The organism is Marinobacterium marinum (genome assembly GCF_013868415.1).
Classification (GTDB): Bacteria; Pseudomonadota; Gammaproteobacteria; order Pseudomonadales; family Balneatricaceae; genus Marinobacterium; species Marinobacterium marinum.
This window is the reverse complement of record NZ_JACEMT010000041.1, coordinates 67064-93393: the sequence shown is the minus strand read 5'-3', so window position 1 is coordinate 93393 and position 26330 is coordinate 67064. Positions and strand designations below refer to the sequence as shown.

The 26330-nt window shown below is 55.3% G+C and carries 30 protein-coding genes and 1 pseudogene; 22 read left to right on the top strand and 9 right to left on the bottom strand.

Translation table 11 applies throughout. The annotated features are described in order from the left end of the window. Positions 1-694 precede the first annotated feature (694 nt). A complete protein-coding gene (locus H1S06_RS05630; protein ID WP_181738092.1) occupies positions 695-1315 on the top strand; it encodes a recombinase family protein in 621 nt (206 codons plus the stop codon). 13 nt (positions 1316-1328) lie between these two features. On the opposite strand, the gene H1S06_RS05625 is transcribed toward H1S06_RS05630, so the two are convergent. After that, positions 1329-1730 (bottom strand): terminase small subunit, encoded by a 402-nt coding sequence (locus H1S06_RS05625; protein ID WP_181738090.1) that lies wholly within the window; start codon positions 1728-1730, stop codon positions 1329-1331. Between the two features lie 108 nt (positions 1731-1838). Here H1S06_RS05625 and H1S06_RS05620 point away from each other — a divergent pair, with 108 nt between their 5' ends. From H1S06_RS05620 to H1S06_RS05595, 6 genes and pseudogenes are all read left to right on the top strand, one after another. Beyond that, positions 1839-2120, top strand: a complete 282-nt coding sequence (locus tag H1S06_RS05620) for a hypothetical protein (RefSeq protein ID WP_181738088.1) — start codon at positions 1839-1841, stop codon at positions 2118-2120. After that, positions 2117-2758, top strand: a complete 642-nt coding sequence (locus H1S06_RS05615) for a hypothetical protein (RefSeq protein ID WP_181738085.1) — start codon at positions 2117-2119, stop codon at positions 2756-2758. Before H1S06_RS05620 ends, H1S06_RS05615 begins: the two co-directional genes overlap by 4 nt. 225 nt (positions 2759-2983) lie before the next feature. Further along, a complete protein-coding gene (locus H1S06_RS05610) occupies positions 2984-3322 on the top strand; it encodes a hypothetical protein (protein ID WP_181738084.1) in 339 nt (112 codons plus the stop codon). A gap of 5 nt (positions 3323-3327) precedes the next feature. Beyond that, a complete protein-coding gene (locus H1S06_RS05605) occupies positions 3328-3627 on the top strand; it encodes a helix-turn-helix domain-containing protein (protein ID WP_181738081.1) in 300 nt (99 codons plus the stop codon). A gap of 228 nt (positions 3628-3855) precedes the next feature. After that, a complete protein-coding gene (locus tag H1S06_RS05600; RefSeq protein ID WP_181738079.1) occupies positions 3856-4008 on the top strand; it encodes a hypothetical protein in 153 nt (50 codons plus the stop codon). A 197-nt stretch (positions 4009-4205) separates the two neighbouring features. Next, a pseudogene (locus H1S06_RS05595) lies at positions 4206-5250 on the top strand (5'-nucleotidase). A 77-nt stretch (positions 5251-5327) separates the two neighbouring features. Here H1S06_RS05595 and nfsB read toward each other — a convergent pair. Next, positions 5328-5981 (bottom strand): oxygen-insensitive NAD(P)H nitroreductase, encoded by a 654-nt coding sequence (gene nfsB / locus H1S06_RS05590; RefSeq protein WP_181738077.1) that lies wholly within the window; start codon positions 5979-5981, stop codon positions 5328-5330. Positions 5982-6231: 250 nt separating this feature from the next. Between nfsB and H1S06_RS05585 the strand changes: the two genes are divergently transcribed. The 3 genes from H1S06_RS05585 (at position 6232) to H1S06_RS05575 (ending at position 7551) form a co-directional block, all read left to right on the top strand. Continuing rightward, positions 6232-6603 carry an MbcA/ParS/Xre antitoxin family protein gene (locus H1S06_RS05585; RefSeq protein WP_181738075.1) on the top strand — a complete coding sequence of 124 codons (372 nt, stop codon included), beginning with the start codon at positions 6232-6234 and terminating at the stop codon, positions 6601-6603. An 83-nt stretch (positions 6604-6686) separates the two neighbouring features. After that, complete coding sequence (locus tag H1S06_RS05580; RefSeq protein WP_328515313.1) at positions 6687-7349, top strand: RES family NAD+ phosphorylase; 663 nt, start codon at positions 6687-6689, stop codon at positions 7347-7349. Positions 7350-7368: 19 nt separating this feature from the next. Further along, the gene (locus H1S06_RS05575; RefSeq protein ID WP_181738071.1) at positions 7369-7551 is read left to right on the top strand and encodes a tRNA (uracil-5-)-methyltransferase; all 183 of its coding nucleotides are present in this window, start codon (positions 7369-7371) and stop codon (positions 7549-7551) included. Positions 7552-7563: 12 nt separating this feature from the next. Here H1S06_RS05575 and H1S06_RS05570 read toward each other — a convergent pair whose 3' ends face one another. Genes H1S06_RS05570 through H1S06_RS05560 form a run of 3 tightly spaced genes read right to left on the bottom strand, consistent with a single transcriptional unit; the run spans position 7564 to position 10872 of the window. Next, positions 7564-8607 (bottom strand): response regulator, encoded by a 1044-nt coding sequence (locus H1S06_RS05570; RefSeq protein ID WP_181738069.1) that lies wholly within the window; start codon positions 8605-8607, stop codon positions 7564-7566. Beyond that, positions 8600-10360, bottom strand: coding sequence for a sensor histidine kinase (locus H1S06_RS05565; RefSeq protein WP_220183773.1), 1761 nt, complete (start codon positions 10358-10360; stop codon positions 8600-8602). Before H1S06_RS05565 ends, H1S06_RS05570 begins: the two co-directional genes overlap by 8 nt. Continuing rightward, positions 10357-10872, bottom strand: coding sequence for a molybdopterin-dependent oxidoreductase (locus H1S06_RS05560; protein WP_181738067.1), 516 nt, complete (start codon positions 10870-10872; stop codon positions 10357-10359). Before H1S06_RS05560 ends, H1S06_RS05565 begins: the two co-directional genes overlap by 4 nt. Positions 10873-11197: 325 nt before the next feature. Here H1S06_RS05560 and H1S06_RS05555 point away from each other — a divergent pair, with 325 nt between their 5' ends. The 4 genes from H1S06_RS05555 to H1S06_RS05540 all read left to right on the top strand — a co-directional run bounded on the left by H1S06_RS05555 (position 11198) and on the right by H1S06_RS05540 (position 14238). Next, positions 11198-11878 carry a hypothetical protein gene (locus H1S06_RS05555; RefSeq protein ID WP_181738066.1) on the top strand — a complete coding sequence of 227 codons (681 nt, stop codon included), beginning with the start codon at positions 11198-11200 and terminating at the stop codon, positions 11876-11878. Between the two features lie 28 nt (positions 11879-11906). Beyond that, entirely contained in the window at positions 11907-12704 is a 798-nt protein-coding gene (locus H1S06_RS05550; RefSeq protein ID WP_181738064.1) for an SH3 domain-containing protein, read from the top strand. A 19-nt stretch (positions 12705-12723) separates the two neighbouring features. Next, positions 12724-13287 carry a hypothetical protein gene (locus H1S06_RS05545; RefSeq protein ID WP_181738061.1) on the top strand — a complete coding sequence of 188 codons (564 nt, stop codon included), beginning with the start codon at positions 12724-12726 and terminating at the stop codon, positions 13285-13287. A 123-nt stretch (positions 13288-13410) separates the two neighbouring features. Further along, positions 13411-14238 carry a CvfB family protein gene (locus H1S06_RS05540; RefSeq protein WP_181738059.1) on the top strand — a complete coding sequence of 276 codons (828 nt, stop codon included), beginning with the start codon at positions 13411-13413 and terminating at the stop codon, positions 14236-14238. 9 nt (positions 14239-14247) lie between these two features. Here H1S06_RS05540 and H1S06_RS05535 read toward each other — a convergent pair whose 3' ends face one another. Next, entirely contained in the window at positions 14248-15012 is a 765-nt protein-coding gene (locus tag H1S06_RS05535) for a metallophosphoesterase (protein WP_181738057.1), read from the bottom strand. Positions 15013-15140: 128 nt separating this feature from the next. On the opposite strand from H1S06_RS05535, the gene H1S06_RS05530 reads away from it, so the two are divergent. The 4 genes from H1S06_RS05530 (at position 15141) to H1S06_RS05515 (ending at position 17863) form a co-directional block, all read left to right on the top strand. Further along, the gene (locus H1S06_RS05530; protein ID WP_181738056.1) at positions 15141-15410 is read left to right on the top strand and encodes a PepSY domain-containing protein; all 270 of its coding nucleotides are present in this window, start codon (positions 15141-15143) and stop codon (positions 15408-15410) included. 107 nt (positions 15411-15517) lie between these two features. Beyond that, a complete protein-coding gene (locus H1S06_RS05525; protein ID WP_181738054.1) occupies positions 15518-15835 on the top strand; it encodes a PepSY domain-containing protein in 318 nt (105 codons plus the stop codon). A gap of 2 nt (positions 15836-15837) precedes the next feature. Further along, positions 15838-16515 carry a response regulator transcription factor gene (locus H1S06_RS05520; protein WP_181738052.1) on the top strand — a complete coding sequence of 226 codons (678 nt, stop codon included), beginning with the start codon at positions 15838-15840 and terminating at the stop codon, positions 16513-16515. Between the two features lies 1 nt (position 16516). Continuing rightward, positions 16517-17863: a sensor histidine kinase gene (locus H1S06_RS05515; protein ID WP_181738050.1), complete on the top strand. Its 1347-nt coding sequence runs from the start codon at positions 16517-16519 to the stop codon at positions 17861-17863. Positions 17864-17907: 44 nt separating this feature from the next. On the opposite strand, the gene H1S06_RS05510 is transcribed toward H1S06_RS05515, so the two are convergent. Next, a complete protein-coding gene (locus H1S06_RS05510) occupies positions 17908-18960 on the bottom strand; it encodes an NAD(P)H-dependent flavin oxidoreductase (RefSeq protein WP_181738048.1) in 1053 nt (350 codons plus the stop codon). A 136-nt stretch (positions 18961-19096) separates the two neighbouring features. Between H1S06_RS05510 and H1S06_RS05505 the strand changes: the two genes are divergently transcribed. From H1S06_RS05505 to H1S06_RS05495, 3 genes are read left to right on the top strand one after another with little or no spacing between them, the layout of a single operon-like run. Beyond that, positions 19097-19996, top strand: coding sequence for a LysR family transcriptional regulator (locus H1S06_RS05505; RefSeq protein ID WP_181738046.1), 900 nt, complete (start codon positions 19097-19099; stop codon positions 19994-19996). Between the two features lie 54 nt (positions 19997-20050). Further along, positions 20051-20770, top strand: a complete 720-nt coding sequence (locus H1S06_RS05500) for a hypothetical protein (protein ID WP_181738044.1) — start codon at positions 20051-20053, stop codon at positions 20768-20770. 1 nt (position 20771) lies between these two features. Next, positions 20772-21245 carry a hypothetical protein gene (locus H1S06_RS05495; protein WP_181738042.1) on the top strand — a complete coding sequence of 158 codons (474 nt, stop codon included), beginning with the start codon at positions 20772-20774 and terminating at the stop codon, positions 21243-21245. Between the two features lie 93 nt (positions 21246-21338). Here H1S06_RS05495 and H1S06_RS05490 read toward each other — a convergent pair whose 3' ends face one another. Beyond that, positions 21339-21821: a hypothetical protein gene (locus H1S06_RS05490; RefSeq protein ID WP_181738040.1), complete on the bottom strand. Its 483-nt coding sequence runs from the start codon at positions 21819-21821 to the stop codon at positions 21339-21341. 298 nt (positions 21822-22119) lie between these two features. Then, positions 22120-23055, bottom strand: coding sequence for a LysR family transcriptional regulator (locus H1S06_RS05485; protein WP_181738038.1), 936 nt, complete (start codon positions 23053-23055; stop codon positions 22120-22122). Positions 23056-23230: 175 nt separating this feature from the next. Here H1S06_RS05485 and ydiJ point away from each other — a divergent pair, with 175 nt between their 5' ends. After that, entirely contained in the window at positions 23231-26281 is a 3051-nt protein-coding gene (gene ydiJ / locus H1S06_RS05480) for a D-2-hydroxyglutarate dehydrogenase YdiJ (RefSeq protein WP_181738036.1), read from the top strand. Positions 26282-26330 lie beyond the last annotated feature (49 nt).

Genomic DNA, 26330 nt, shown 5'->3' with positions numbered 1-26330 from the left:
GTGGCCCCTTTTTTGTGCCTGCGACTTGGGCAACTTGTCCAACTTGGGCAAACTTGGGCAAGCCTTTTGCCCAGCTCAAAGCCGCGCCGTTACTGGGCTGAGGGCTTATTTTTCCAAAAAACCGCGATTTTCAAGATAAACAAAAAAAGGGAGAGAAAAGAACAAAGAAAATAAAAAAATTCTCTTTATTTGGACAAATAGGCTGTATGCCCCGCCGTTACTGGCCTGTAGCCGGGCAAGCCATTTGGACAAGTTTGGACAAATAGCCCGAAAGTCGCGCCGTTACTGGCCTGTAGCCGGGCAAGCCATTTGGACAAGTTTGGACAAATAGCCCGAAAGTCGCGCCGTTACTGGCCTGTAGCTGGGCAAGCCATTTGGACAAAGTGAACACAAACAGACCGGCTAACAAATCGAAGCGCCGCAGATTTTAGGCCCGTTAGCGCCAGCAAGCGCCACAGATTCCCGACGCCATGGAGGTGGTCGAGGTTCCCGCCCCCAATCGCGACCCACTGAAGCGCCCCATGATTTTTCTGGCATCAAACGCGGGGGAAACGTGCTGCTGATGTGTGTTGAAAAGGGTATAGCCCAACCAATATACAAACACCTTCCCCTAAGCCCTGTATTTTGGTTGATAAATATAACCCTATTCTATACAGTAAAAACAACACACCCATAACAACACAGGGGATCAGTGATGTTTATCCGCGCATACCTTAGAGCATCAACTAAGGATCAGGACGCCAACCGCGCCCGTTCTGACCTGGAACAGTTCGCCAGTGACCACGGCCACAAAGTCGCGTCCTATTACACGGAAAATGAATCAGGCACCCGGAAGGATCGACCGGAGCTTATGCGCCTGCTGGATGACGCCCACGCCGGTGATGTGCTGCTGGTGGAACAGGTTGACCGCCTGAGCCGCCTCAGTGCTGATGACTGGAAAACCCTACGGCATGAGATCGACTCCAAGGGCGTGCGTGTTGTCGCGCTGGATTTGCCGACCAGCCATGCCGCCATGAAGGAAACCGCCGGGGATGACTTCACCGCTCGGATGCTGGATGCGCTTAACGGCATGATGCTGGATGTGTTGGCCGCAGTTGCTCGCAAGGACTACGATGACCGCCGCCGGAGGCAGAGACAGGGCATCGACAAGGCAAAGGCTGCAGGCGTCTATCAGGGCCGAAAGAAGGACGCCGACAAACGCCTCAGGGTGGCTGAGCTGCTGGAGAAGGGCCACAGTGTACGCAGAACGGCAGAGCTTGCAGGCTGCAGCACTTACTTAGTCCAGACAGTGAAACGCGAAAAGGCGGCCACCTGAGCCGCCTATACCATTACAGCCGGTCGAGGATGCTCTGAATATCGGCCTCAGTGACCACCACTTGAGCCGCCGGGGGCCGGTGGGATCCGTCTGATGACTGATGGTCGAGTTCCCGGCGATCACTCCAACCGAAGTTTTTCAGCGCGAACACTGCGCCAGATGATGCACCGTCACCATGCAGGCGCAATTCATATCCGTGTTCAACCGCTAGTTTGCACCGCGCCACCGCATCCCCGAAACCATCCCGTCCAGCGTAGTCGTCTAATGCCGCCCGGCTGCTGAGTCCCAAAAACAGGCAAAGGCCGGTGATCGTTTTGGGTTCGCCTGAGTCCTCGCAATGCTGCAGATAATCGTTCAATCCTGATTCAAGTTCGCCGGGGTTCTGGAATACCCGTGGTCGTCCAATGTTCGCCATAATTCAAAGCCTATAAGGTTAGTATTCACTAACATTCTACCACGTAATAGGTTATAATTTAGACAGTTACGCAACACATATTTAACGCTTTGTTGGAGAACCACACCGATGGCACTTACAGCCAAACAGGAAAAAACCTTCACTGGTGTCATGACCAGCGATGATTCATTAATGGCAATGATCCGTGCAAACCTGATTGCACACACCGCCTACGACGAAAGCCACCGGCAGGCATTTGAGCGCCTGCACCGGCAAGGCAAGGTAGGTCTGCTGATGGAGCCGCCTTCCGTATCTGATACGCCTGAGTTGGGCGGTATTTTTAAGGGCAACCGTGGTGATTCGATCATGGACATGGAAGCGCCGGATGATGAGGGGTACATGCCGCAATGAGTCAGATTCCCGAATTTTTGCGCTCCAACGAGTTTGGCCAGCCTTATACCCACGCGCTGAGCTTGTCGATTGAGGAAGTGGCACTGCCACACCGTTACCGGGGTGATGCCGCCGATGCCGTTGTGGCTATGAATAACGAAATTGCCGCCGCCGTTGCCGCCGTGGATGCCGCGTATGACAAGTTTCAGGCCGAAGCCCGGAAGCACGCGCCCCAAATGACAGAGCTGGATGCACTCATTGACCGGCTAACCGAACAGGCAAGCCAGTACCGCGACCAGCTCAGCAAGGCATGCGAACCACAACCGGAAAGCGTGTCCGATCTGCGCAAGCGCCTGGACATTCAAGCCGCGATTATTGCCGGTGCTGATGATGCCGAGCTGCTGGAATCCGCGACTGATGCCGATGGTTTGCGTGTGCTTGCAGATACCGCCCGAGCATGTAAGCGCCAGCCGCTGCAGGAAGCCGCACAAGCGCGACTTATCGACATTGTGACCGATGGGGCAGCCGACAAGCTCAAGGCCGTAGAAGCGGAAATCATGGACCTGACAGCCGTCCGTGACCGTTGCCGAGCTGGGTTCAATCGAGCAGTGGCAAGCATTGGTCCGCATGGCCGGAAGGTTGAGCGCGATGCGGTATAGCCAAGCAGGACGCCCGCCACTGTATCGACCAGACATGCCCGGCACCGTCCGGGCTTATCTGCGCCGGTGTGAAGCTCAGGGCCAGCGCCCCAGCATGACCGCACTCGCTGATGAATTGGGGATCAGCCGCCCAACGCTTTACCGATGGTTACGCCACCGCCCGGAGCTTGTCGAAGCCGTCCGGGATCTGCCGGTGGTTCAGAGTTTGCACTGAGGTCTAAGCCGATGAATGCACCCGTCACCGCGACCATTGAAGCCGATCACGCCGATGACCTGGAGCCGTGTCCAACTCAGCAGGCCGAGCAGTGCTCAAGGCTATGGGCGTCTGCGCTGGCGCTGTACCTGCAGGACGCAATCAGGCACGCCACCGGCGGTAAAAAACCATTTAACGTGCCAGATTATGAGCTGGAAGCTGCGTTTGATGATGTTTGCAGGCTGGGGCCGATGACGCGGCACTTATGCCAGATGACAGGCACTGACCCGGAGTGGCTGCAGGATCAATTCAAGCAGGCAGTTTTGGAGATCCGCGACGGTGAACGCACGTTAGGCAAGGCAAGGAGGTAGACGCAATGCCATATCCGACCAAATTCAGCGCCGAAGCTGTTGTCACCGCACGGCAGTATGCAGAGCAGGCTAAACCATTCCCGAGCATGGGCAGACTGGCAGAGAGGCTAGGCATCGACCGGCGAACAGTTCACCGCTGGCGCGTGAAGCATGAGGCGTTCAACCTGGCGATGCAGGCAATTGAAGCCCGACAAAGGTACTGGCAGCATCAGATTAGTGAACAGGAATACAGGGGCAGGCTGGTAGAGATCGACAGGGAGCTAGATGTTTGCAATATGTTTGCTGATTTTAGGCATAAAATATAAGCCATTGTTCTATAAGTGTTAAAAAACTAAGGTTCTTCCTGGCCAACGAAAAGGCTTGAGTCTCAGCGGCAGCGAGTGGGCTTGATAACCCGCTTGAGCACTGAAAACAAAACACCCGCCCGGGCAGCTTGGCGGGTGTTTTTGTATCCTAGGTGCTGTCCCGGTTAACGGACAATGTCCTCGGGACTGGATACACTGAGCAGCACAATGTTTGAAGTGGAACCGAGCATGGATAAGCGCAGCCTCACCGAAACGGATATCCACGCCAAATTCCTTACCCCAGCCATCGTCGCCGCAGGCTGTAATATCCAGACGCAGGTTCGCGAAGAATACACTGCCAGTGCCGGCCGCAGTTCGTTGGTAAGTCTTGGCTGGAGCTGATTGATGTCCAGGAGTCGTTGCAGGTATAACAAGGGAAGATGTGATGGCGTATGGGAAGCCCTGGCTCAGCTTTGAAGATCAGTTGGCTAAACTGAAAGCGAACGGCTTGAAATGACTGACCATGAACGGGCGTTGCAGTATCTTCGGCGCACAGGTTATTAGTCAGACCGGTCGAAGCTGTCAATCAATAGAGTGGAATGATTGGCTGGCCAGCCAGCACATGTCGGCCCAACACTAAGGAAAGAGTTATGCCCGTAAACCTGAGCAAAACTTTCGTCGTCGGTATTTCCGCAACGGCATTGTTCGATATGAGTGAATCAGATCGCGTGTATCGTCAGGCGCAGTCGGACAACCCGGATACGGCGGTGTCGGTATACCGTGCACACATGCTGGAGAATGAAGACGACCCGTTGCTGCCGGGTACCGGTTATCCGCTGGTAAAGGCGTTGCTGGGGTTGAACCAGTATGCTAGCGCTGACCAGCCATCGCTGGTCGAAGTGGTGGTGATGTCGCGAAACAGCCCGGATACCGGGCTGCGAGTGCTGAGCAATATTCGCCGTCATCAGCTGAAAATCTCCCGCTCGGCTTTTACCGGTGGTGAATCGGTCCCCGATTATCTGGATGCCTTTGATGTGGATCTTTTCCTGACTACCAATGCCGAAGATGCACAGAAAGTGATTGACTCGCGGGCGTGTGCCGCAGCGGTACTGAAGGAGCCGCCAAGCGGTACGGGTGGGATAATTCCCGAGGGACAAGTCAGAATAGCCTTCGATGGGGATGCGGTGCTGTTTTCTGAAGAAAGTGAACTGGTGTACAAGACTCAGGGGTTGCAGGCCTTCCATGACCATGAGGACGCGCATCAGGATGAGCCGCTGGAAGAGGGTCCCTATGCCCACCTGTTGCGCAAGCTGTCACGGCTGCAGGAACGTTTGCCTCAGGGAGTAGATCGCTCTCCTGTTCGCATCGCGCTGATCACCGCTCGGGACAGCCCGGCCGAGATGCGTGTGATCAAGACTCTGCGTCACTGGGGCGTGCATGTATGAGGCGTTTTTCATGGGTGGCGTGGGCAAGACAAAGGTGTTGCAGGCGTTTCGGCCGCATGTGTTTTTTGATGACCAGGATGTACATCTGGACGAGGCGGCAAAACTGGTCCCGTCCGGTAAGGTGCCCTATTTGACGTCATCCCCTTTGAATGGAATGCAAAATGAAACGTTGACGCAGACGGAAGAGGCTACTTCCTGAGGTCAGAGGGTGGTTGGTTTTAGAGTTGAACAGGAGAAAGCCCGCCGAAACGGGCATCCCATACCTCATTCTGCCAGTTACACCAGCGTAAAGATCTCGTCCTCCGGCAGGCGGGACTTGGGCAGCTTGGCGTTGAAATCGTCGGTGCTGCGGTATCCCAGGGATACAGCGGCTACAGCCGTGTAGCCTTTCTCCTGCAGGCCAAACTCTTCATTCAATGCCGCAATATCGATCCCTTCCAGCGGCACGGCATCGATCCCCAGTGCGGCGACACCCAGCAGCAGGGAGCCCATGTTCAGGTACACCTGCTTTTCCATCCACTGAGGGGCGTCGTTCAGCTCATGGCGGTGCAGATTCACAAAGACGGAACGTACCCCTTTTGTCATCTCCTTGACAGACGGCTCAGGGAAGCGGCCGTCGGCGTCCTCGGTGGCCAGCAGATGATCCAGGTAGTCATCGTCAATCTCGGTCTTGGCGCAGAACAGGACGACATGAGACGCATTGAGGACTTTGGCTTCGTTCGCCTGGAAAGGCCCTTGAGTGCCCTTGGCGATGCGCTGCTTGCCTGCATCGCTGCCGGCGATGATGAAATGCCAGGGCTGGGAGTTGACGCTGGACGGGCTGTAGCGAAGCAGTGACTTGATCTGCGTAAGCGCTTCGTCCGGAATCTTGCGGTCAGGGTCGAAGGCTTTGGTGGAGTAACGGCTCAGGGCGATGTCGGTCAGGTTCAAGGTCAGTCCCCTTGTTGATGTTCAGAGTATACCTGTGCCTATATTGGGCTGGTTTCTGGCGAAACAAGCCCGGCAAGGCTGGAGTTTTGCTGTCAAGGTCAGCCACGTGCTGGCAGATCAAGTCTGAAAACCGTCTGCTTGCCCCGTTCGCACGAGCAGGCCTGTTGTTTCAAGCGATAACAGCCAGAATTGATTGTGCATATAGCACAGGGTGGCTATTATTATTGCATATTGCACATATGGGAGGGGCATGTCCGAATTGGAAAATACTCGACCTGCGCCGGATGCCGTATTGGCGAAGGCGGTGCTCAGGGCGTCCGAACAGCTGGGGCTGACGCAGGCGCATCTGGGTGCCGTCATCGGTTTGCATCGCACGGCGGTCAGTCGTCTCAATAGCAAGCCTTCGCTGGACCCACGCTCGAAGGAGGGTGAGCTGGCGCTTTTGTTGATTCGTCTGGCCCGTTCGTTGTTTGCCCTGACCGGCGGTGATACCGATTGGATGCGTCATTTCATGCGGAGTCACAACCGACTGACCGGTGGGGTTCCATCCGAGCAGATTCGTACTATTCAAGGTTTGATGACGGTGTTACGTTTTGCTGATGGCATTCGAGGCAAGGTGTAATGATCTGGGAGGCGTGTCAGGGACCAGATCAGATAAAACCGATCAAGGGTAGGCTTTATCGCCTGGTTGAGAGTCAGGAGCAGGTGGCGACGCTCGGGTATGTGGACACGCTTGAGGAACAGGCGTTGCTGGAAGACATGCTGGAGGACGTGAAACCGGTTCAACCGGAAGCCCCGGATGAATTGCACTACCTGTTGAAAACGCCGTTTCGTTACCCGCCTTTACAGTGGGGCTCCCGTTTTGGCAGTCCCCATGAGCCGAGTCTTTTTTATGGTGGTCTTGATATAGGGGTAACACTGGCGGAATCGGCTTACTACCGTTTTGTGTTTTGGTATTCCATCCAGGGAGTACCAGTCAAGAAGCGAATATTGACGGAACACACACTGTTCTCAGTGGATTACGTGACATCTCTCGGTGTGCAGCTGCAGTCGGAGCCCTTCCGGCAGCATCGTGACAGGCTGATACACCCGCGCCAGTATGCGGATACCCAGGCCGCTGGCATCGCCATGCGTCAGTCGGGTGTTGAAGCGTTTGAATATGAATCTGCCCGGATACATGATTGTGGCGACTGTGTGGCACTGTTTACGCCTGCCGCGTTTGTGCAAACGGCACCAACGGATACACACCAGTGGTTTTGCGAAGTATCTGCCACGGAGGTGTCCTTCCGACGCTTGCGCTCGAAAGAGGTCAGTGTCTACGCATTGCAGGATTTCCTGGTGGACGATACCTTACCTTTACCGGCATGAACTATGGGGGCATCTGATCGTGAGTGATGACAATGTAGTCGATTTTGCTGCAGCCGGCACCAGGCACTTGCAGCGGCGTCAGCAGGAACAGAAGGAAGAGCGGGTCGATGCCATGCGAGCACGCTTTGCTGCGGCTTTGCCGGACAAGCCCACGCCAGTTAAGGATTACTTCAAGAAAAAACGTAAGCAGAAAAAGCGTTAAGTCCTATTGGCGTCAGCCCCCCAGATTCCACATCATGGTGCCTGCCAGAATCAGTGCAATCAGGTCGGCCTGACGATTGGTGTCCGTCTTCTGAAAGAGATTGCGCAAATGGAAGGCAACGGTTGTTGCGGAAATGGACAGGTCGACGGCAATTTCTTCCGTACGCCGGCCATCTGCCAGCGCCAAGGCAATACGTGCTTCGGTCGGTGTGAAGTTGAACAGCTTGGCGACGACCTGTGGCGGCACATGTACACGGTTGTCGGGGTCGGATAACAGCACAACGGCGGCAGGGCCGGCATTACGCTTGTCCAGAGAGCACACCAGTACCAACAAGTCATGCCCTTTCCGCGAGTGAGGCAGGCTGAGGCACAGGACCTGTTCATTTTCTGCGTTGATCATATCGGTTATGGACTGGCACAGCTGTCTGTTTTCGCGGGTCAGCGTCGTGGTCAGTGTTTCACCCAGATTCAGATAGCGGTTCGTATCTGCCAGTAGCGTTGCTGAGCGGTTGGCATACATGACTCGTCCTTGATCGTTGAGTAGCACAATGCCGGGCGCGACCAGATCCAGTGCGCGGCTGGTACTGGTCACGGCTTGATGGGTCAGTTCCTGCATGGTTTCGCAGAGTTTTTCTTTCTCGAGCGAAGCCTTTTCATGCATACGCTGAACCTGTCGGAGTCGGGCATCAATCGTTGCCAGCAATAAATCAAAGTCGATGGGTTTGACGAGATAATCATCGGCGCCCAAGCGTTTGCCGGTGACAATTTCGTCGGGATTGGACAGGGCGGTAAGAAAAATAAAGGGGATGTCGGCCAGGTCCGGTCGCTGTTCACGGATGGTGTCGAGAACGTCATATCCATTCAAGCCGGGCATGTTGATATCACATAAGATCAGGTTGGGCGTTACGGAACTTACCTGCTCCATCAGGGTGTTGCCGTCGGTAGCGCCAAGAACGTTGTAGCCCGCCTCCCTGAGTTCGTCGCATATATCCGTCAGCAGGCTTTCTTCATCATCTGCGCAGAGTATCAGGGCAGGGGTGACGGCTGCGCTATCCATATCCGAAGTCCTCTTCCTGTATCTGGTTCTTGGGTAACCAAAGGGTGAAGGTAGTACCTTCGCCTTCAGTGGATGTCACGGTTATATTCCCTTTCTGTATCTGGGCCAGATTGAGGGAAATGTTCAGGCCGAGCCCCACACCGGGCGACCCGGATGCATTACTTGATCGAAAAAAACGATCAAAGATATAGGGAATATCATCGGGAGCAATGCCGATACCCTTGTCTTCCACAGCGCAAAACACCTGATCACTTGAATCGCCCAAGTATATGTGTATGTCTGTTGTGGCTGGCGAATACTTGATGGCATTGGTGAGCAGGTTGTTCAGAATCTGTTCCACCAGAATAGGGTCGCACCAGGTGGTCAGTGCGGGGGCACTGGCGTTGATCTGAATGCGGGCGTGTAATGTTTGGGGCAGTCGGCAGCATTGCCGGGTCAGAGCGACCAGGTCCTGTTGCCGGGACTGCAAATGCACAGTGCCTCCATCCAGTCGGGCAGCAGTCAGAGAGCTTTCAATCAGGCGAATCATTTGGGCGACGGATGCGCGCATGCTGTGCAGACGCTGTTGACGTTCGTCGTGGTTCATGGTGCTGCCGCGTCGCAGTAAGCGCTGCAGGCCGGAATCGATCACTGCCATTGGCGTACGAAATTGATGCGACACCATTCCGGCAAAGCTGCGGTGGAATTCACTGACACCGCGTTCCAGCTGCAGGGAGCGTTCCAGCCCCTTGGCAGCGGCCTTGTAATTGGTAATGTCGGCAACCCGGATGATCTGCCCGCCGTCACGCGCCTTGCGTACGGTCAACTGTCGCCAGCCTCGGTTGGCCAGTTCAAGGTCGCATTGCAGGTGGCCGTTCACATCGAGTGCAAGGGCCTCGGTATCATCTTTTTCAATCCGTGCAATGCCTCGGATTTTGGTTAGAAGACTGTGCAGGTGGAGGCCTTGCTCCAGCACTTCGGGCGGGACGGGCAGCAGGTTTGAAAACTGGGGGTTGACCAAAGTCAGCCGGTTTTCGTTGTCAAAGGCGGCAAAACCGTCTGGCGCGGTTTCGATGGCAGTCACGACTCGGCGGCGCTCGGCTTCAAGGTCCCGTGTGCGGCGTTGTACTTCATTTTCCAGTTCGTCGCGGTGACATGCCAGTGCATGATGTGCCCGGCCCTGCTGCTGCAGGGCCCGGATCAGCAACACGACCAGCATCAGACCGCTGAACAGAATGCCGATGATCAGGCCGATCACTTGCAGCATGTTGGATCGATAGGTGTCGATACGGGTCCCGGCGGATTCCCATTCTGCAACCATGACGGCATTTGCAATGCTGTTAAGGCGTGCCAGAAGAGGCGCTAGCAGGGTGTGAATGAGGGCAGAGTTGGTATGCATGTCAGGGGCGGCCAGGGCCGGCTCCAGGCGTTCCAGAGTATGAAGCGTATGGTCGAGATCGTTGGTGTGTCCCAGGGCTTCCAGATAGCGGCGTTGTGGGCCATCGTGCATCAAGGCGAGTCGGCTGGCGAGAATATCAAAGCGCAACGACGGGTTGGCACCAGTGTCGCCATGGCTATAGCGGTGCACATCATCGGCCAATCGGTGGCCGGCCACCTGCGCTTGGGTGACGACCCAGAGCATATTCTCATCCACATGCAGGCGCATGTCTTTTTCAAGCTGCAGCAATTGCAGCAGGGAGCCGCTCAGAAATACGACCAGTGCGACAATCGCCACGGTTGGCAGCAGGTAGCGGGTGCGTGGAGGGCGTATCACTGGATCTCCAGACGATGCAGCTGCCAGACCCAGCGATAGTCATACCGAATATCCTGCAGTTCATCATGCGTATCACGCGGGTAGACAATCCAGAGCGGGCCCTTGTCACGTGGCGTCAGGCGTCTGCCGTCCATGGTGTCGGCGACCAGTACGTCATAACGGTAGAAGTCGTCGAAAGGAATTCGAATGACGTAGTCGTTGAGCGCGGTTGCTGCCACGGTTGAGCCTTGTGCCTCCAGCCGGTTGAGCAGGTCGCGCATCAGAAAGCCTTCGAAGGTGCGGCTCCCGTCGGTAACAACTGTTGAGGTGATGAGTGTCCGTCGGGGTAGGGTATCAAGCAGGGTTTGGTCCAGTCGGGCTTCTCGGCGGTCAGACGTATCGGTATTGAAATGGGCGATATGGCCACCGACCGTCAGGATCACGGGAGTGACCGGTTGTGGCAGTGTGTCTGTTTGTGCTGCTGCAGAGGACACGAGCAGCAGGCTCAGACTCAAGCAAGGGAGAAAATGCATATAACCTTCCTGGAATTACATTATCTCGAATGACGTTGCGGCACAGGGACGGCCCTGTTGCTGCACGCCTGGTAATGGGGTGACTTTACAGCATCGCACCGTTCATGACCCCGTCTAAACAGACGGGATTGCCTTTTAGCCTATATCCATGTGTGTAGTGATTCAAATACGCCTGTCGACTTTCGAGCCCAATCGTGTGTTTTCCCCTTGATTCGCACGGGGCGGTGGGCTCGAGCAGTTGCTAGTGTTTAATCAGGTTTTTTTTGACGGCATGCACTTGGCTGGGGAGAAGCATGCTGCGTCCTCAATGTGCAAGGAGATAGACATGTGTGTGCAGAAGTATCTGACAACGTTGTTGTTGCTGATTGCCGTACCCTTTCCGGCCTGGGCCGGCGGATTGGCTCATATTCAGGCGGATGGTGCCACAACTTTGATCGAATTTGACGGTCTGGGCGCCATGCGCCTTGAACAGTCGGACGAACCCGATGTGTACATGATTATGCGTGATGATCGTATTTACAGTGTTGTGGAACAGGCCGGTACTGCGTTCGTGATCGAATTGGGCGCGGCATTGGGCAAAATGAGCGATGACGCGCCGGATAACGAACTGTTCGGGGCTGATGTGAAAGAAGTGAAAGCGTTCAGGAAAACGGAGCGTAAGGAAACCGTAGCGACCATCCGCGGTGATGTCTATGAGCTGGATTATGTCGATAACAGTGGCGACTCCGGTACTGAAACACTGGTGCTGAGTGATGATCCGGTAGTCTATGAGTTGACGCAGGCAACTATGGCCATGAGTTACATCATGATGCGCGCCGCTCAGATCGATAAGTCGGCGGATCTGAAAATGATGGAGCAAAGCATACTGGGTGAGAAACTTGGAGTGCTGCGGTACGGGAAGGAATATGTTGTCTCCTCCATAGAAGAAAGCAGTCCTGAGGCCGCTCGTTTCAAATTGCCGGCCCAGCCAATGGACTTGGACGGTGTTGGTGGCAAGGGTTGGTAATGGGCATTGGCGTGGTTGAGGATGATTTATGCGTATACAGGCGCGTTGGAGCATGATCATGCTGTTTGGACTGTCGGTACCATCGATGTTCGCGTCTGCACTTGATGGACATGGTCCTGATGCATGGCGTGTTACCGGTGTGGCAGAGGGGCAGTCTCTTCAGGCGAGAATGGGGCCCGGAGACGACTATCGTTCCATTGGGGTGTTTCCACATCATGCCAGGGGCTTGCAACAGGTGACCTGTGTACCGTTCGTCTTTGGAGTGGTGAATATAGGTGAAGCAGTATTAAAGGCTGTAGAGCTCACTCCTCGCTGGTGTCTCGTTCATGATGCCGGCGGCATTCGAGCGGGCTGGGTCGAGGCGCGCTATTTGATGCCGGACTATGGTGAAAACCCGGTAGTAGAGAGAGGCTACAGCCAATCGGCCGAAGCGATGATTGCAGAAGCCGAGGGACTGGTTCGAACGCTGTATGACATTCATACCCTATGGCTCAGCGGCGCCCATGCCGGTATTTACGATGCTGAAACGGCCAGCCGATTTTTTACGCATGACCTGGTGGAACAGCTGCTGTCGGGCGAAATGCAGGAGGACCCTCTGTTTGGTGGACAAGATTTTAACGGCAGCATGCAAGAACCGGTGAGAGACGCGGTGCAACCGGTGCTGCGCGGCATGATTACCGTCCATGTGGACTTTATCAACTTCGGCGTACAGCAGCGTGCAACCTTGAGGCTGCGTGCGGATACGGAACGGGATGGTGCGCCTGTCCGGATTTTCAACATTGAACATGGCGCGCGCGACTTTTCTTTGGATGAACAGAACAGATAATTTCAAGAGGAATGAGATCATGACACTATCCGTTAACATCGTACGAAACGTGACCGCCATAGGTGTTTTGACCTTTTCGTTGTGCGCTCAGGCCGGCATCTCGGAGAAGGACGCGTTGGGAACGTTGACCGCAACCATTGGTGACATGCAGTATGAAGGTATTACCTTGACTGCCAAGGGAGAACGCAGCGCATCGGCAAGCTACATGGATTTCGGAGTGACCAATATGGCAATTGTGAAGCTTCAGAGTCATGACCCTGACGCTGACAGTGTGATGCATAATGTAGTGACACTGGAAATGCCGTTATCCCATTCAGGAACGCTGTCATCACATTTCGGAGCTGATGTGTCCTATTGGCCCGAGGGTATGGGTAAGCCTTTTTATGTCAGCGACGAAAAAGATACATCGGCGGTCAAATTCGAGTTTGAGTCGATTGAACTGGAAGGTAATGCTCATGCCAGGGGGAGCTTTGAAGCGGAAGTCTGTCGTAAGGACGGCATGTTCGCCGAGGCTGACCGGAGTGATTGCATGATTATCAAGGGGTATTTTGATACAGGCCTGGTGAGTGAAGCAGCACTTTGAGGCGTGCGCCTGTATTTGCGGCAAGAAGCAATCGTTCGGGCGATAACTGGGGTATACTTCTGCAGGCACCTTTCGGGGTGCCTTTTTCATAGAGGCAGTACACAGCGTTTATCGGGGTAATTCATGGTTGAAATGGGGCAGCTGAACAGGCTTAAAGTGATTCGTGAAGTCGAATTTGGCGTCTATCTGCAAGGCGACCGCGACGGAGGCATCCTGCTGCCCAAAAGCGAAGTGCCGGCAGGGGCGCGCCTGGGTGACCATTTGCAGGTGTTTGTCTACCTTGATACCAATGACATGCCGATTGCGACGACTCGGCGTCCGCGCGCGCAGGTCGGGCAGTTCACAAATCTGAAAGTCGTCGAAGTGAACGATGTGGGTGCCTTTCTGGACTGGGGGCTGCCCAAGGACCTGTTTTTGCCTTTTAACGAGCAAACGCGCCGACTTCAGCCCGGCGAGCACGTCACGGTGTATCTGTATCTGGATAACACAGGCCGCATTGCCGCGACGACCAAGGTTGAAAAGCACTTGGCGGCCGATGTTGACTATCAACAGGGGCAGCTGGTGGAACTTTTGGTATGGCGTCGTACCGACATCGGTTATCTGGTGATCATCGACAACCAGGCGCAAGGCTTGCTGCATCAGCAGGATATCCATCGTCCGGTGCGTCCGGGGCAGCGGCTATCCGGATTTATCAAGCAATTGCGAGAGGATGGCAAAATCACCGTGATGCTGGAGAAACCGGGTTATGGCCGGGTTGATCCATTGGCGCAGCAGATATTGCAGTATCTTGAGGCACGTAACGGCTTCTGTGTTTTGGGTGACAAGAGCGCCCCTGATGCGATTCGAGAGACCTTCGGGGTCAGCAAGAAGGCCTACAAAATGGCGTTGGGACAGCTGATGAAGGCCGGTCGTATTCGACAGGACGAGCAGGGTATTCACCTGAACGGCTGAGTGTGTCGGTTAATCGAGATCGACGATCCTGTCTGCCACAAAAACGGGTGGTTCAAATTCGCCGGGGTAACCGCCCGGATTAGCCAGAACGCGTGTGCCGGCGCAGAAAAAATCGACCGGCTCATGTACATGGCCATGTACCCACAGGTCCATCCGGCCCATCAGAAGGTACAGGTCTGAAGCAAAAACCGGGGACAGGTCATCACCCCGGTAGCGCGGCGGAATGCAGTCGGGCAAGGGCGCATGGTGGCTGATCACGACTCGGCGGCCGGTAAACGGTTGATCCAGTTCATTGGTCAGCCAGGCCAGCGCCTGTTGGTGTAGTCGGGTGCTTTCTCGAGCACTGAAAATTTCCTGTTCCGGCTGTTCAATCAACCGAAAATCCGGCATGACGTGCTCTGCGAAATGTTCTATTGCCGCAGGGCTATACGCCTCTCTCTGTGCGTAGAGTGCCAGATCGGTCCACAGCGTCGTCCCCATGAATTGAACGCCATCCAGCACTATGGAGCGGTTGTCCAGCAGCTCGATACCCAGCTGCTGAGCCTCGTATTGCAGGGCCTGCCTCAGTTTGGGCATACAAGTGCCGTAGAACTCGTGGTTGCCAGGTATATAGAGTACGGGGGTGTCGGGGAAACGGGCTGCAGCCCAATGCAGCCCCTTAGTGCCGGTATGGATATCACCCGCCAGAATCACCACGTCTGCCGGAGCATCGGGTAAGGCACGTCCCTCATCATGGTGCTCCAGGTGCAGATCGGAAAGAATTCGCAAGCGCATGCAGACATCCTGGTGGGCCGTAAGTATCACAGCTTAACGCTTTGTATTTTCTGGGCAAGTGGTCTTTAAGTTTCGTTTCAGTCCCTGGCCTTACACTGGTTCCTGTCAATCAATACAGGAGTCAAACGATGAAAAAAATGTTAGCTGCTTTTCTGGTTTCAGCCGCTGTCGTGTCTGCCCCGGCCATGGCGGGTGTCAAATGCGATGTTCCCAAAGATGAATGGCAGAGTGAACAGGCGTTCCGTGCTGCTATCAAGGCAAAAGGTTGGGAAATCACTCAGTTCGAGATCGACGATGGCTGCTATGAAATCGATGGTTATGACGAACAGCAGCGACGTATCGAAGCTTGCTTCAACCCCAAAACCTTTGAGATGGTTGAAATGGAGCTGGACGATTAAAGAGTGGTGTAGGGCTATGGGGTTTGCTTGCCCAGGCGGTGCGCTGGTCGTCTGACCGAGACCCTTGTAATCGGCCATGAATGTAAGATGAGGCCTGCGGAGGCGTTATGAGTAAAACAGTCAAGTCGTTGGTAGTGATCGGTCTGTTGACGGCTGCTCTGGGGCCTTCGTTTGCCTTTGCCGGCCGCGATCTGAATCAGGATGATGTGCTGGAACTGGTACGGCAGGGGAAAATCAGGCCGCTGACCGAGCTGATGGCGCAAAACCCTAAGCGTTTCAGGGGGCACTTGCTGGATGTCGAGCTGGAGTACGATGATGGTCGGCTGATCTATGAAATCGAAATCCTGGGGGACGATGGTGTGGTGAGAGAGTTCGAGCTGGATCCCGTCACCGGTGTGGTGCTCAAGGAAGAGATTGAGGACTGAGGATGAGGATATTGTTGGTGGAAGATGATACCGGCCTGGTTGCACGTCTCAGGCCTTGCTTGCAGCAGGCGGGGTATGCCGTGGAAGTGGCGACCGACGGTATCGATGGCGAATTTCTAGGTATGGAAGAGTCCTTTGACGCTGTTGTGCTGGACTTGGGGTTACCGAAAAAGCCCGGCCTCGAGGTGTTGAAGCAGTGGCGTCGGCAAGGTCGAGGGATGCCGGTACTGGTCTTGACGGCCCGCGATGCCTGGCATGAGCGGGTGGATGGGCTGAAGGCGGGGGCCGATGACTATCTCGGAAAGCCCTTCCATATGGAGGAGCTTCTGGCACGTCTGGAGGCACTGGTGCGGCGTCAACATGGTCATGCCAGTAGTCAGTTGGAAGTGGGTGGTTTGCAGTTGGATATGGATCGTCAAATGGTGGATGACCAGCAGGGGGTATCCCATCAATTGACCGGGACCGAATATCGGCTGCTGCGTTACATGATGCTGAACGCGGATCGGATACTGTCAAAAACGGAATTGAGTGAGCACGTATATGAGGAAGAGCATTTGCGTGACAGCAATGTGATTGAAGTTTACATCAATCGCTTGCGGCAACGGTTGGGCAAGGAGGTCATTTTGACCCGACGTGGCCAGGGGTACTGCCTGCCTTCGGGCTCTAATTCAGGGCATTGATATGATTGGGCGGGTCGGTTCACTGGAAAGTCGTATTCGCCGTCAGCTCTTGCTGGGGTTGTTGGCGGTCATGCTGGTGTTGTTGGCGGTGGTGCATTTCAGTGTGACCCGTCTGACCCAGAGTTTTGTCGCCAGTCAGCTTGCGGATGATGCCGAAAACCTGATTGCGGCGCTGGAGTGGGGCGCTGACAAGCGCTGGTCTTTGAATACCTCCGGGCTGGCGCAGGCCTATCAGCGGGTGCACTCGGGTCATTATTACATGTTGCAGTCCGGAACAACCCGATTTCGTTCCCGTTCATTGTGGGATACTGAGCCTCACGTCAATACGCTGGCACCCGGCAAGCAGCTGATACAGTTGCAGGCGCCGGTGGCAGGCCAGCACTGGCTGGTTGTGGAGCAGGGGTTTGTAAAGGAAGGGCAGTCTTTTACATTGTGGCTGGCGGAGGATATTACCGAATTGCGGAATGATCAGCAGCGTTTTGAGTTCTCGCTGCTGCTACTGTTGGGGCTCAGTGTGCCGGCGCTGTTGTTGTTGCAGCGCCGGGTTTTGCAGCGGGGGTTTGCACGCCTGGAACCATTGCGCCAGGCTTTGGCACAGCAGCAGGCGGGTGAAGCCGTAGCGCTTCCGGGCGATGTACCGGATGAAGTGGCACCGTTGGTGGCCAGTATCACGCAATTGCTGCATCAGTCGGGACAACAGATCAGTCGGTCCCGCATGGCACTGGGTAATCTGGCCCACGAACTTAAGCGCCCGCTGCAGCAGTTACAGTGGATGGCCGACCAGCACCCTGATCCGGAACAGGGCCAGCAGTTGACGCAGTTGTATCAGGAGCTGTTGCAGCGTGTCGAACGGGAGTTGCGGCGCGCACGGATAGCGGGGGCTCCAGGGCCGGGGCGGCAGTTTGTGCCGGAAGCGGAACTGCCTCATCTGGTACAGCTGCTGAAGCGTATTGGGCGTGCGGATCTGAACTTTGTCTCGCAGCTTCCGTCGGGGGCTGTTCCCTTTGATCGTGATGACATGCTGGAACTGCTGGGCAACCTGTTGGACAACGCCTGGCGGCATGCCGGATCACGAGTACATTTGGCGTTGGTACCGGCAGGTCCTGATCCCCGCGAATGGTGGTTGATAGTGGAGGATGATGGTGTCGGCGTTGCGTCTGAGAACTTGCACCAGCTATCGGCCCGAGGTGTCCGTATAGATGAAAACAACGGTGACGGCAGTGGGCTGGGGCTTTCGATCTGCAGAGCGATTGCAGACAGCTATGCGGGGACGGTCGAGTTCGGACGCTCTGAAATGGGGGGACTGAAAGTCCAGGTTACCTTGAAGGCAACCTGGTCGGAGACATAGCGGGCACAGGGTTGCTGGATGAGAAGCAACTCTCTGCCACTTACTTATCGCAATGCCGCAAAACCTTCCGCCAGGCCCCGTGTGATGTCGGCGGCGGGAATCGGGCGGCAGCCCGATACGTTTTGGCCTGCCCATAACGGGGTGAAATCATCGGCCCCCCTGGCTTCTGCAGCAGCCCGCAGCGGCGCGGAGGCTGCGGTTGCCAGCGGAAAGGGAGGTGCCGAAGGGTGTATGGGGCCCAGTTCCCGGATCATGCGGTTGACGATACCGCGAGCGGGGCGACCGCTGAAAATATTGGTCAACGCGGTATGTCGAGCGGCTTCGCTGCTCAGTGCCGTCCGGTGAATGGCTGAGGTACGGGCTTCCGGGCAAAGCAAATAGGCCGTGCCGACCTGTACACCGGAAGCGCCCAGTGTCATGGCTGCTCTGACGCCCGCTGCATCCGCGATTCCGCCTGCCGCGATGACTGGCACCCTTACGGCTTCGACAACTTGTGGCAGTAGGGCAAAGGTACCTGCCTGGGCATTGATATCCTGACTCAGGAACATGCCTCGGTGTCCACCGGCCTCCAGCCCCTGCGCAATAATAGCGTCCACTTCGTGTGCTTCCAGCCAGAGAGCTTCTTCAACCGTTGTTGCGGATGAAATGATTTTGGCCCCCGAGCGTTGCACGGCAGACAGCAGTCGCGGTTCGGGCAGGCCAAAATGAAAACTGACGACTGCAGGTTTTACTTCCTCGACAAGATCGGCCATGTCCTGATCGAATGGCCGTCGGCCGGGACCACTGGTGCCGCTGGGGGTGGGGATGCCCCATTCTTCATAATAGGGACGGAAATGATCCAGCCAGTTCTTTTGCATGTCGGCGTTCTGTGACGGTGATGTGTGGCTGAAGAAGTTTAGGTTGATCGATCCGCTGGAGTGTTGGCGAAACTGATGCACGGCATCACGTATAGTGCCGGGTGTCAGCGTGGCACAGGGTAACGAGCCAAGACCGCCAGTGAGGGTGACAGCGGCTGCCAGCTCCCACCCTTGTACCCCTGCCATGGGGGCCTGTATGAGTGGGAGATCAATATTGAAAAGATTGGTCAGTCTATTCATGTGGGCTCTGATATTGGTTGCCTGTCGAATAGCATCTCACGGTGGCTGCATCGGCCGGTGGACATGCGTATGGAGGTTATTAGATATCGTTTGGTTATAATTTAAAACTGAATAATAAATTGTGACCATTCATATTATGAGAACTATAACTCTTGAGGATGTGCTGATTTTTCGGACGGTCGTACGTGAGGGGGGCATCCACCGGGCAGCCAATGCACTCAATCGTGTACCGTCTAACGTAACGACGCGGATCAAGCGTTTTGAAGCGCGTTTGGGGTGTGCCCTGTTTCAGCGCCAGGGACGCCAGTTGGTACTGACGGGGGCTGGCCGCAGATTGTTGGGTCATGCCGATGCTTTGTTGGACCTGGCAGATGAGATCGAGCGGGACATGACTAGCCGGGAACTGTCTGGCCCTTTGCGGCTGGGCTCATTGGAAAGTGCGGCGGCGGTGCGTCTGCCTGATGTGCTGTCCGGCTTTCATCGACAGTATCCCGATATCCTTGTAGATCTCTGTACCGGCAGTACCGGTGTATTACTGGAGCGGCTGCGGGAGTATAGGATCGATGCGGCGTTGGTGTCGGAGCCTTTTGATCCGGGGGGCCTTAATGTATTGCCGGTGTTTCGAGAAAAACTGGTACTGGTGACGGCACAAGGCCATGCACCGGTATCTTCGCCCGCCGTTTTACAGGGGCGTGCCATTGCCGCTTTTTCTCAAGGCTGTTCGTATCGCCATATCCTGCTTGAATGGTTGTCTACCGAGGCCGTGGTTCCGCGGCGGATCATGGAGTTGGGATCCTATCATGCCATTTTGGCCTGTGTCGCAGCAGGTGCGGCCGTCGGAGTTGTGCCATTATCGGTGCTGGAAACGGCTGTTTGCCGTGAGGCGGTGCAGCTTCATGCCTTGCCGGACCGTTGGGCGTATAACTGCACGCATTTGGTGTGGCGGGGAGCACCGGGGGTAACATTGCAGAAGTTAATAGCACTGCTGGAAAAAACAGGACGGAGTGCGTTTTATGACGATACAGATACCTTTTAATACAGGTAAAATATGATGTCTTTATTTTTGAAAGACCTGAATTCAGGATGATGTATGTCAATACAAACCGATTATAGCTCTCTCAGCAAGGGCGCACGCTGGCACCTGAAAGCGGGTGTGGAAGGGCGCTATTATCTAATAGGTTCAAGTCAGGTGACATGGATTATTATCGGCTTGATCGCATTAGTGTCGGGGCTGTCATCCGCCTTTATGGCTATCGTTCTGTCGGGGGCTGAACAGGTTATATATACCGTTGTGACGTTTTTGCTGTGGCCGTTTATTATCCTGGCGTTGGGCAGGCGTCATCATTTCGTTTTTGATCGGCATCAAGGGCAATTGCTGCACCGGAAAAGCTGGTGGGGACTGTTTGTGAAAGAGCTGCCTGGGCCGCCCCTGAGCGAGTTGAAAGTTGTGGTGGCTCCCATTGCGGAACTGTCTGAAGGGTGTCAACTTGAAGTGCTGAAGCAACGCTTTACGGTTGGCTCTCTGGAACAGACACGCCAGCTGGCGCTATTTTTGCACCGATATTTCAAGGTTCAGGCCGTTGATCGTGTGACCGAGTGGCCGGAAGAGCGACCTCTGGTCTTGCCCGTAACAGAACCTGAAGCCGTGATGGCGATTGCCGTGGGCAAGGATAACAAGGGGCCGTCAGTGTTGCCTGTTACTTACCGGGGTGTCTGGGAGCGCTACATTGTGCTGAAGCTGGTATGGCCGTTCCCTCTCTTTGTCATACTGGGGGTGTTATCCATGTTGATTGGTAATCGGGGGGGTTAACGTGGGGCATTGGATTGAAATATCGCCGACTCAAGGCAAGCTGGTGTTCGGGCGGCGTGCCTGGATGTGGGCCATCCCTTTTCTGCTGCTAGTGATTCCCACCGGGCTTACAGGTCTACCCGGCGAGCCGCCCATGATTTTGGGGTGGGCGTTGGCTGCGACATTTTCATGGCACTTGCTGTGTGTGCGACATTCAATTGCAATTGACAAGAACAGAGGGGTCTTGATCCACAGCTTAAGCAGCCTGTATCCCATTGCGCGTCTGGAAGTGCCTTTGGATGAGATTTCAGGGTTTTATGTATCCAGAGCGGCTTTTGAGCGGCGCCGGTACAGCGTGATGATGAGCCTGTCGAACGGGCAGCGTATTTGTCTGGTGAAACGAGGGGTGCGACAGGAGGCTGAGCGGCAAGGCCAGTATCTGGCCGATTTTTGTCAGCGCCCTCTCAAGGATGAGGTTCGAGAAGGTTTTGGGTAGGGGGGATGAGTGTGGAGGCGGGGGTTCACCTCCACACTCGGTTATGCAGCTCCCGGACAAGGACGGCTGCATCCCCGAGCCAGAACCGGATGCTTAATACAGGTCCATCAGGCGTGAGCGGAAATCAGAAGCTGAGCGGGTCATGTACCAGCCATTTTCAATGACCAGTGTTGTGCCGTTCAGTGTGAAGGCGGAGCGGTAGTCGTCATATTTGGGCTTGGTTTTGACTTCCACGTTAGTCATTTCGGCGATTGCCGCTTTGTAATCGGCATCGTCCTGGCAAATTTTGGTAAGGGACTCCAGGGTGGCCTGGGTGCGCTTGCCGAGACCGTCATAAATCTGTGGCAGGGTCATGCCTTTTTGCTGAATGATCGCTTCGTTGTCTGCCGCCATGGCATCAACCTCGTCCCATGCGACCTTGACATCCAGCTGAGCATTGCCGCAGGCAGCTTTGGTGTCAACAATAGCGGCAGCAATATTTTCTTCAGCAGCGCGCTGTGCCTTTTTTTCTTTAACGCCTGCATGGGCATTAACGGCAAAGGTTGCGACACAGATAAGGGCAAGTGCTTTCTTCATGTTTCCTCCATGAGTATTAAAAAAACCGATTTTTTCGGTTTTTAACGAGTGGTCCCGATAAGTTAAGGGAGATGAATGGTGCCGAACAAAATGTATCCCTGCTTAACTTTTCGTTGAATACTTTATTTTAAAGTGTCGTATAAAAATGACATTTCAAGTATTCAGTTATCACTGATAAAAATACTGACATAGACGATTTCCATGCACAATACTCGATTGGTTGGCAGGAGGTGAGCATGCTGTCTATCGGAATAATTGTATGCAATATCACCGCAGAAAAATGTTGGATGTGCCGGCTTTAGACTGTGCTGACCCATTCGGGGAGTGACATGTTGCGCAGGCAGGACCTGACTGTCGCCAGAAGCGCTGCCGCAGCCGGGTTTAAGGCGCGCCCCTTACGGGTAATGATGCATATCTCACGTTCCAGCAGAGGAGCTGCAAGCGGTATGAAGTGCAGATCTGCAAAGGAACGCGTGTCGGCTGCCAGGGCCGGGAGTAAAGTAATGCCCAGTCCCTGGCTGATCAGTGCTGCCATGCCGGCAGGATTGGAAACCTCTATCTGAACTCGCCCCAGATTGATGGGGATCTGTTCGTTCAGGCTGAAGCGGGTCAACTGAGCGCGAATGCCGGTGTCTTCAGAAAGCAGCAACAGGTCGTCCGCAGGCAGTTGCTGCCAGTCGAGATATCGGGCTTGGGCCAAAGCATGATCACTTGGCACAACCAGACCGTAGCGGTCGCGAAGGATAGGGCTGTATTCCAGCTCTGGTTGCTGAGAATGGTTGCCGGCGATGGCAAAATCAACGTCATTGCCGAGTACGCGCTGTTCCAGGCTGCCGGCACTTTCATCGCGAATATCAATTTGAATGGAAGGGTAGAGGGCTCTGAACTGAGCCAGTGCCACAGGCAGCAGGCGCATGACAACCGAGGGCGATCCGGCCAGACTAACCCTGCCCTGCTGCAGTTCGGCTCGGGCGCGCAGGTCATCCAGTGCGGTATTGAAATCCGATACCAGACGGGTGGCAACCGGCATCAAGCGCTCACCCTCCGCACTGAGAACGACGCTGCGGGTGGTGCGATCAAACAGGGTCAGCCCGACATCCTGTTCCAGCTGTTTTATCGTGGCGGTCAAGGCTGACTGAGTCAGATGCAGCTGTCGAGCTGCGCGGGTAAAGCTGCCGCAACGCGCAACTTCGAGAAAGGCCTTGAAATGACGGATGCCAATGATGCTGCTCATTATTCGTATTAATTGATTAATTTATAGAATTTAATCATTTGAATGATAAATGATGATTCTGCATCATTACATCCAAATATACAAAGACACACCGCCTGTGTCTGATGACCAGATGCCAGTGGGCCTGATCTGCACCGGTTGTGCAGCATCGGGTCAGCCAGCCCCGGAGAACGCTATGATTCCTCGCCTAGATCAGATTGATGACACCCAGAGTCTCTACCTTGAGTTTATCGAAACCCTGCAAGAGCAGGGGTTCAAGGGAGATTTGAACCCTGATTACGCTAACCGGACGGTGCTGGCGACCGATAACAGTATTTACCAGGTACTGCCTCAGGGGGTTCTGTATCCGAAACACACGGATGACCTGGTTCTGATCGCAACGCTGTCCAGCCAGGCTCGGTTCAAGGACGTGGTACTCAGTGCTCGTGGCGGCGGTACCGGCACCAATGGCCAGTCGCTGACCGACGGCCTGATTGTGGATGTCTCCAAGCATATGAACCGCATTTTGGAGATCAACCCGGATGAGCGCTGGGTGCGGGTGCAGAGCGGTGTCGTCAAGGATCAGCTCAATGCGGCGCTCAAGCCCTACGGCCTGTTCTTCGCGCCTGAGCTGTCCACCAGTAACCGTGCCACCGTGGGCGGGATGATCAATACCGATGCCAGCGGCCAGGGCTCGGTGTTGTACGGCAAGACCCGTGATCATGTGCTGGCACTGACCAGCGTCTGGCTTGATGGGAGCGTCTGGCAGTCCGGTCCGATCAGTGATGAAGAGCTGGAAGGCATCAAGCAGCGTCAGGATCGTATCGGTGAGGCACATCGTTTGCTGGATGACATTCAGCGCACCAAGCAGGGCGAGATCGATGCCTGTTTCCCGAAACTGAACCGCTGTCTGACCGGTTACGACCTGGCACATATCCGTGATGAGTCCGGCCGTTTCAACCTTAACTCCGTGCTCTGTGGCGCCGAGGGTTCGCTGGCCTTTATTGCCGAAGCCAAGCTCAATGTACTGCCGATTCCGAAATATGCCGCGCTGGTCAATATCAAGTACGACAGCTTTGAGTCTTCTCTGCGTGATGCCAAAGCGCTGACCGACTGGCAGCCGACTTCCATTGAGACTATCGATTCCAAGGTGCTGAACCTGGCGATGGGCGATATCGTCTGGGATACGGTGCGTGACTATTTCCCGGAAAAGGATGGCGACCCGGCGATTCAGGGCATCAATCTGGTGGAATATACCGGGGATGATGAAGCGGAGCTGCGTGCCAAAGTTGAAAAGTTGTGCCAGCATTTGGAGGCCATCAGCGGCGAGCCGGGCAAAAGCTTTGGCTATACTGTGGTGTATGGTGCCGGTGAGATTGGCAAGGTCTGGGGTATGCGTAAGAAAGCGGTTGGCCTGTTGGGCAACGCGCAGGGGCAGAAGCGTCCGATTCCCTTTGTGGAGGACACGGCGGTACCGCCGGAAAATCTGGCCGACTTTATCATGGCATTTCGGAAAGTATTGGATGAGCGTGGCCTGGCCTATGGCATGTTCGGCCATGTTGATGCCGGTGTGCTGCATGTTCGCCCGGCCATCGACATGAAAGACCCGGCACAGGAAGCCCTGGTCCGTGAAGTCACCGATGAGGTGGTACGCCTGACCCAGGAATACAAAGGTCTGTTGTGGGGGGAGCATGGCAAGGGGGTGCGCTCAGAATACGCGCCGGAATTCTTTGGCCCGCTGTATCCGGTTCTGCAGCAGATCAAGGGCTGCTTTGACCCGCGTAACCAGCTTAATCCGGGTAAGATCGCCACACCGATGATCGAAGGTGCCGAGCTGCTCAAAATCGATGCTGTTGCCACCCGTGGCCAGCATGATCGTCAGATCAGCGAGCCAGTGCGGGAACAGTACGATTCCGCCATGAATTGCAATGGCAACGGCGCCTGCTACAACTATGATCCCAACGACGCCATGTGTCCGAGCTGGAAGGGGACTCGTGAGCGTATTCATTCTCCGAAAGGGCGCGCATCATTGATCCGCGAATGGTTGCGCCTGATGGCCAACCGGGGCGTGGATGTGAGCGCTGAAGCGGAGCAGGTGCGTCAGCGTGGTTTTATCCGTTCTTTGCCTGGCCGTATTCGCAATACCTTGGGCAAGCAAAACGGCGACTATGACTTTTCCAATGAAGTACATGACGCCATGATGGGATGTCTGGCCTGCAAGTCTTGTGTGGGTCAGTGCCCGATCAAGGTGAACGTACCCGACTTCCGTGCCCGCTTCCTTGAGGTTTACTACGGACGCTACCTGCGGCCGATGAAAGACTATCTGGTAGGGAGCCTGGAATACATGATACCGACTCTGTCCAAGTTTCCGGCGCCCTATAACTGGGCGATGCGCAATACTCTTGTACGCAGCGCCATGAGGCGCATTGGCGGCATGGTGGACAGCCCGGTCATATGCACCAATAGCCTCAAGCAAGGGTTGACTCAGCGCGGCATTGACTGGGCAACGCCCGAAACCATCGCCGGTCTGAGCGATACTCAGCGTGAGCGTACAGTCGTGATCGTGCAGGATGCCTTTACCAGCTACTTCGAAACACGCTTGGTACTGGACCTGGTGGATTTGCTGGGCAAACTGGGCTTCTACGTACTGGTAGCGCCGTTTATGCCCAACGGCAAACCGTTACATGTCCACGGATTCATGAAGGCCTTTGACAAGGCGGCCACACGCAATGCTCGGATGCTGCAACAGCTGGCGGCTTGTGATGTTCCGCTGGTCGGAATCGACCCGTCCATGACGCTGACCTATCGTCAGGAATACAAGGATGTCGTTGACGGTGATTTGCCGCCGGTGCAGTTGATCCAGGAGTGGCTCAGCAGTCAGCTGGACACGATCAACCGCCCGGCAGCGACACCCAGCGTTTATCGCCTGATGGCCCACTGTACCGAGAAGACCTCGGCGGCACCGTCACTGCGCCAGTGGCAGGCGATTTTTGAAGCGCTGGGGCAAAAACTGGAAATTGTGGCAACGGGATGTTGCGGCATGTCCGGCACCTTTGGTCATGAAAGCGAGAATCTGCAGCGTTCAAAGGATATCTACGAATTGAGCTGGCGTGGCATTGTTAACGAGCCGGAGAACACGGGCAAACTGGTGGCAACGGGCTATTCCTGCCGTTCGCAGGTGAAACGCTTTGACGATCAGCAGTTGCCGCACCCGGTACAGGCACTGCTCTCGGCACTGCGGGATTAAGTGGCCTCAAGACCGGCGTCGCCGTTTCCTACTGCATAAGTTGTAGTGC

Bases quoted from the DNA above. Each gene is read 5' to 3' on its own strand.
- H1S06_RS05550 (WP_181738064.1), top strand. From the start codon at position 11,907: ATGCGTATACAGGCGCGTTGGAGCATGATCATGCTGTTTGGACTGTCG.
- H1S06_RS05630 (WP_181738092.1), top strand. From the start codon at position 695: ATGTTTATCCGCGCATACCTTAGAGCATCAACTAAGGATCAGGACGCC.
- H1S06_RS05585 (WP_181738075.1), top strand. From the start codon at position 6,232: ATGTCCGAATTGGAAAATACTCGACCTGCGCCGGATGCCGTATTGGCG.
- H1S06_RS05500 (WP_181738044.1), top strand. From the start codon at position 20,051: ATGTCAATACAAACCGATTATAGCTCTCTCAGCAAGGGCGCACGCTGG.
- H1S06_RS05570 (WP_181738069.1), bottom strand. From the start codon at position 8,607: ATGGATAGCGCAGCCGTCACCCCTGCCCTGATACTCTGCGCAGATGAT.
- H1S06_RS05485 (WP_181738038.1), bottom strand. From the start codon at position 23,055: ATGAGCAGCATCATTGGCATCCGTCATTTCAAGGCCTTTCTCGAAGTT.
- H1S06_RS05510 (WP_181738048.1), bottom strand. From the start codon at position 18,960: ATGAATAGACTGACCAATCTTTTCAATATTGATCTCCCACTCATACAG.
- H1S06_RS05545 (WP_181738061.1), top strand. From the start codon at position 12,724: ATGACACTATCCGTTAACATCGTACGAAACGTGACCGCCATAGGTGTT.
- H1S06_RS05560 (WP_181738067.1), bottom strand. From the start codon at position 10,872: ATGCATTTTCTCCCTTGCTTGAGTCTGAGCCTGCTGCTCGTGTCCTCT.
- H1S06_RS05505 (WP_181738046.1), top strand. From the start codon at position 19,097: ATGAGAACTATAACTCTTGAGGATGTGCTGATTTTTCGGACGGTCGTA.
- H1S06_RS05535 (WP_181738057.1), bottom strand. From the start codon at position 15,012: ATGCGCTTGCGAATTCTTTCCGATCTGCACCTGGAGCACCATGATGAG.
- ydiJ (WP_181738036.1), top strand. From the start codon at position 23,231: ATGATTCCTCGCCTAGATCAGATTGATGACACCCAGAGTCTCTACCTT.
- H1S06_RS05620 (WP_181738088.1), top strand. From the start codon at position 1,839: ATGGCACTTACAGCCAAACAGGAAAAAACCTTCACTGGTGTCATGACC.
- H1S06_RS05605 (WP_181738081.1), top strand. From the start codon at position 3,328: ATGCCATATCCGACCAAATTCAGCGCCGAAGCTGTTGTCACCGCACGG.
- H1S06_RS05525 (WP_181738054.1), top strand. From the start codon at position 15,518: ATGAGTAAAACAGTCAAGTCGTTGGTAGTGATCGGTCTGTTGACGGCT.
- H1S06_RS05540 (WP_181738059.1), top strand. From the start codon at position 13,411: ATGGTTGAAATGGGGCAGCTGAACAGGCTTAAAGTGATTCGTGAAGTC.
- H1S06_RS05615 (WP_181738085.1), top strand. From the start codon at position 2,117: ATGAGTCAGATTCCCGAATTTTTGCGCTCCAACGAGTTTGGCCAGCCT.
- H1S06_RS05600 (WP_181738079.1), top strand. From the start codon at position 3,856: ATGGATAAGCGCAGCCTCACCGAAACGGATATCCACGCCAAATTCCTT.
- H1S06_RS05515 (WP_181738050.1), top strand. From the start codon at position 16,517: ATGATTGGGCGGGTCGGTTCACTGGAAAGTCGTATTCGCCGTCAGCTC.
- H1S06_RS05625 (WP_181738090.1), bottom strand. From the start codon at position 1,730: ATGGCGAACATTGGACGACCACGGGTATTCCAGAACCCCGGCGAACTT.
- H1S06_RS05610 (WP_181738084.1), top strand. From the start codon at position 2,984: ATGAATGCACCCGTCACCGCGACCATTGAAGCCGATCACGCCGATGAC.
- H1S06_RS05555 (WP_181738066.1), top strand. From the start codon at position 11,198: ATGTGTGTGCAGAAGTATCTGACAACGTTGTTGTTGCTGATTGCCGTA.
- H1S06_RS05520 (WP_181738052.1), top strand. From the start codon at position 15,838: ATGAGGATATTGTTGGTGGAAGATGATACCGGCCTGGTTGCACGTCTC.
- H1S06_RS05490 (WP_181738040.1), bottom strand. From the start codon at position 21,821: ATGAAGAAAGCACTTGCCCTTATCTGTGTCGCAACCTTTGCCGTTAAT.
- H1S06_RS05530 (WP_181738056.1), top strand. From the start codon at position 15,141: ATGAAAAAAATGTTAGCTGCTTTTCTGGTTTCAGCCGCTGTCGTGTCT.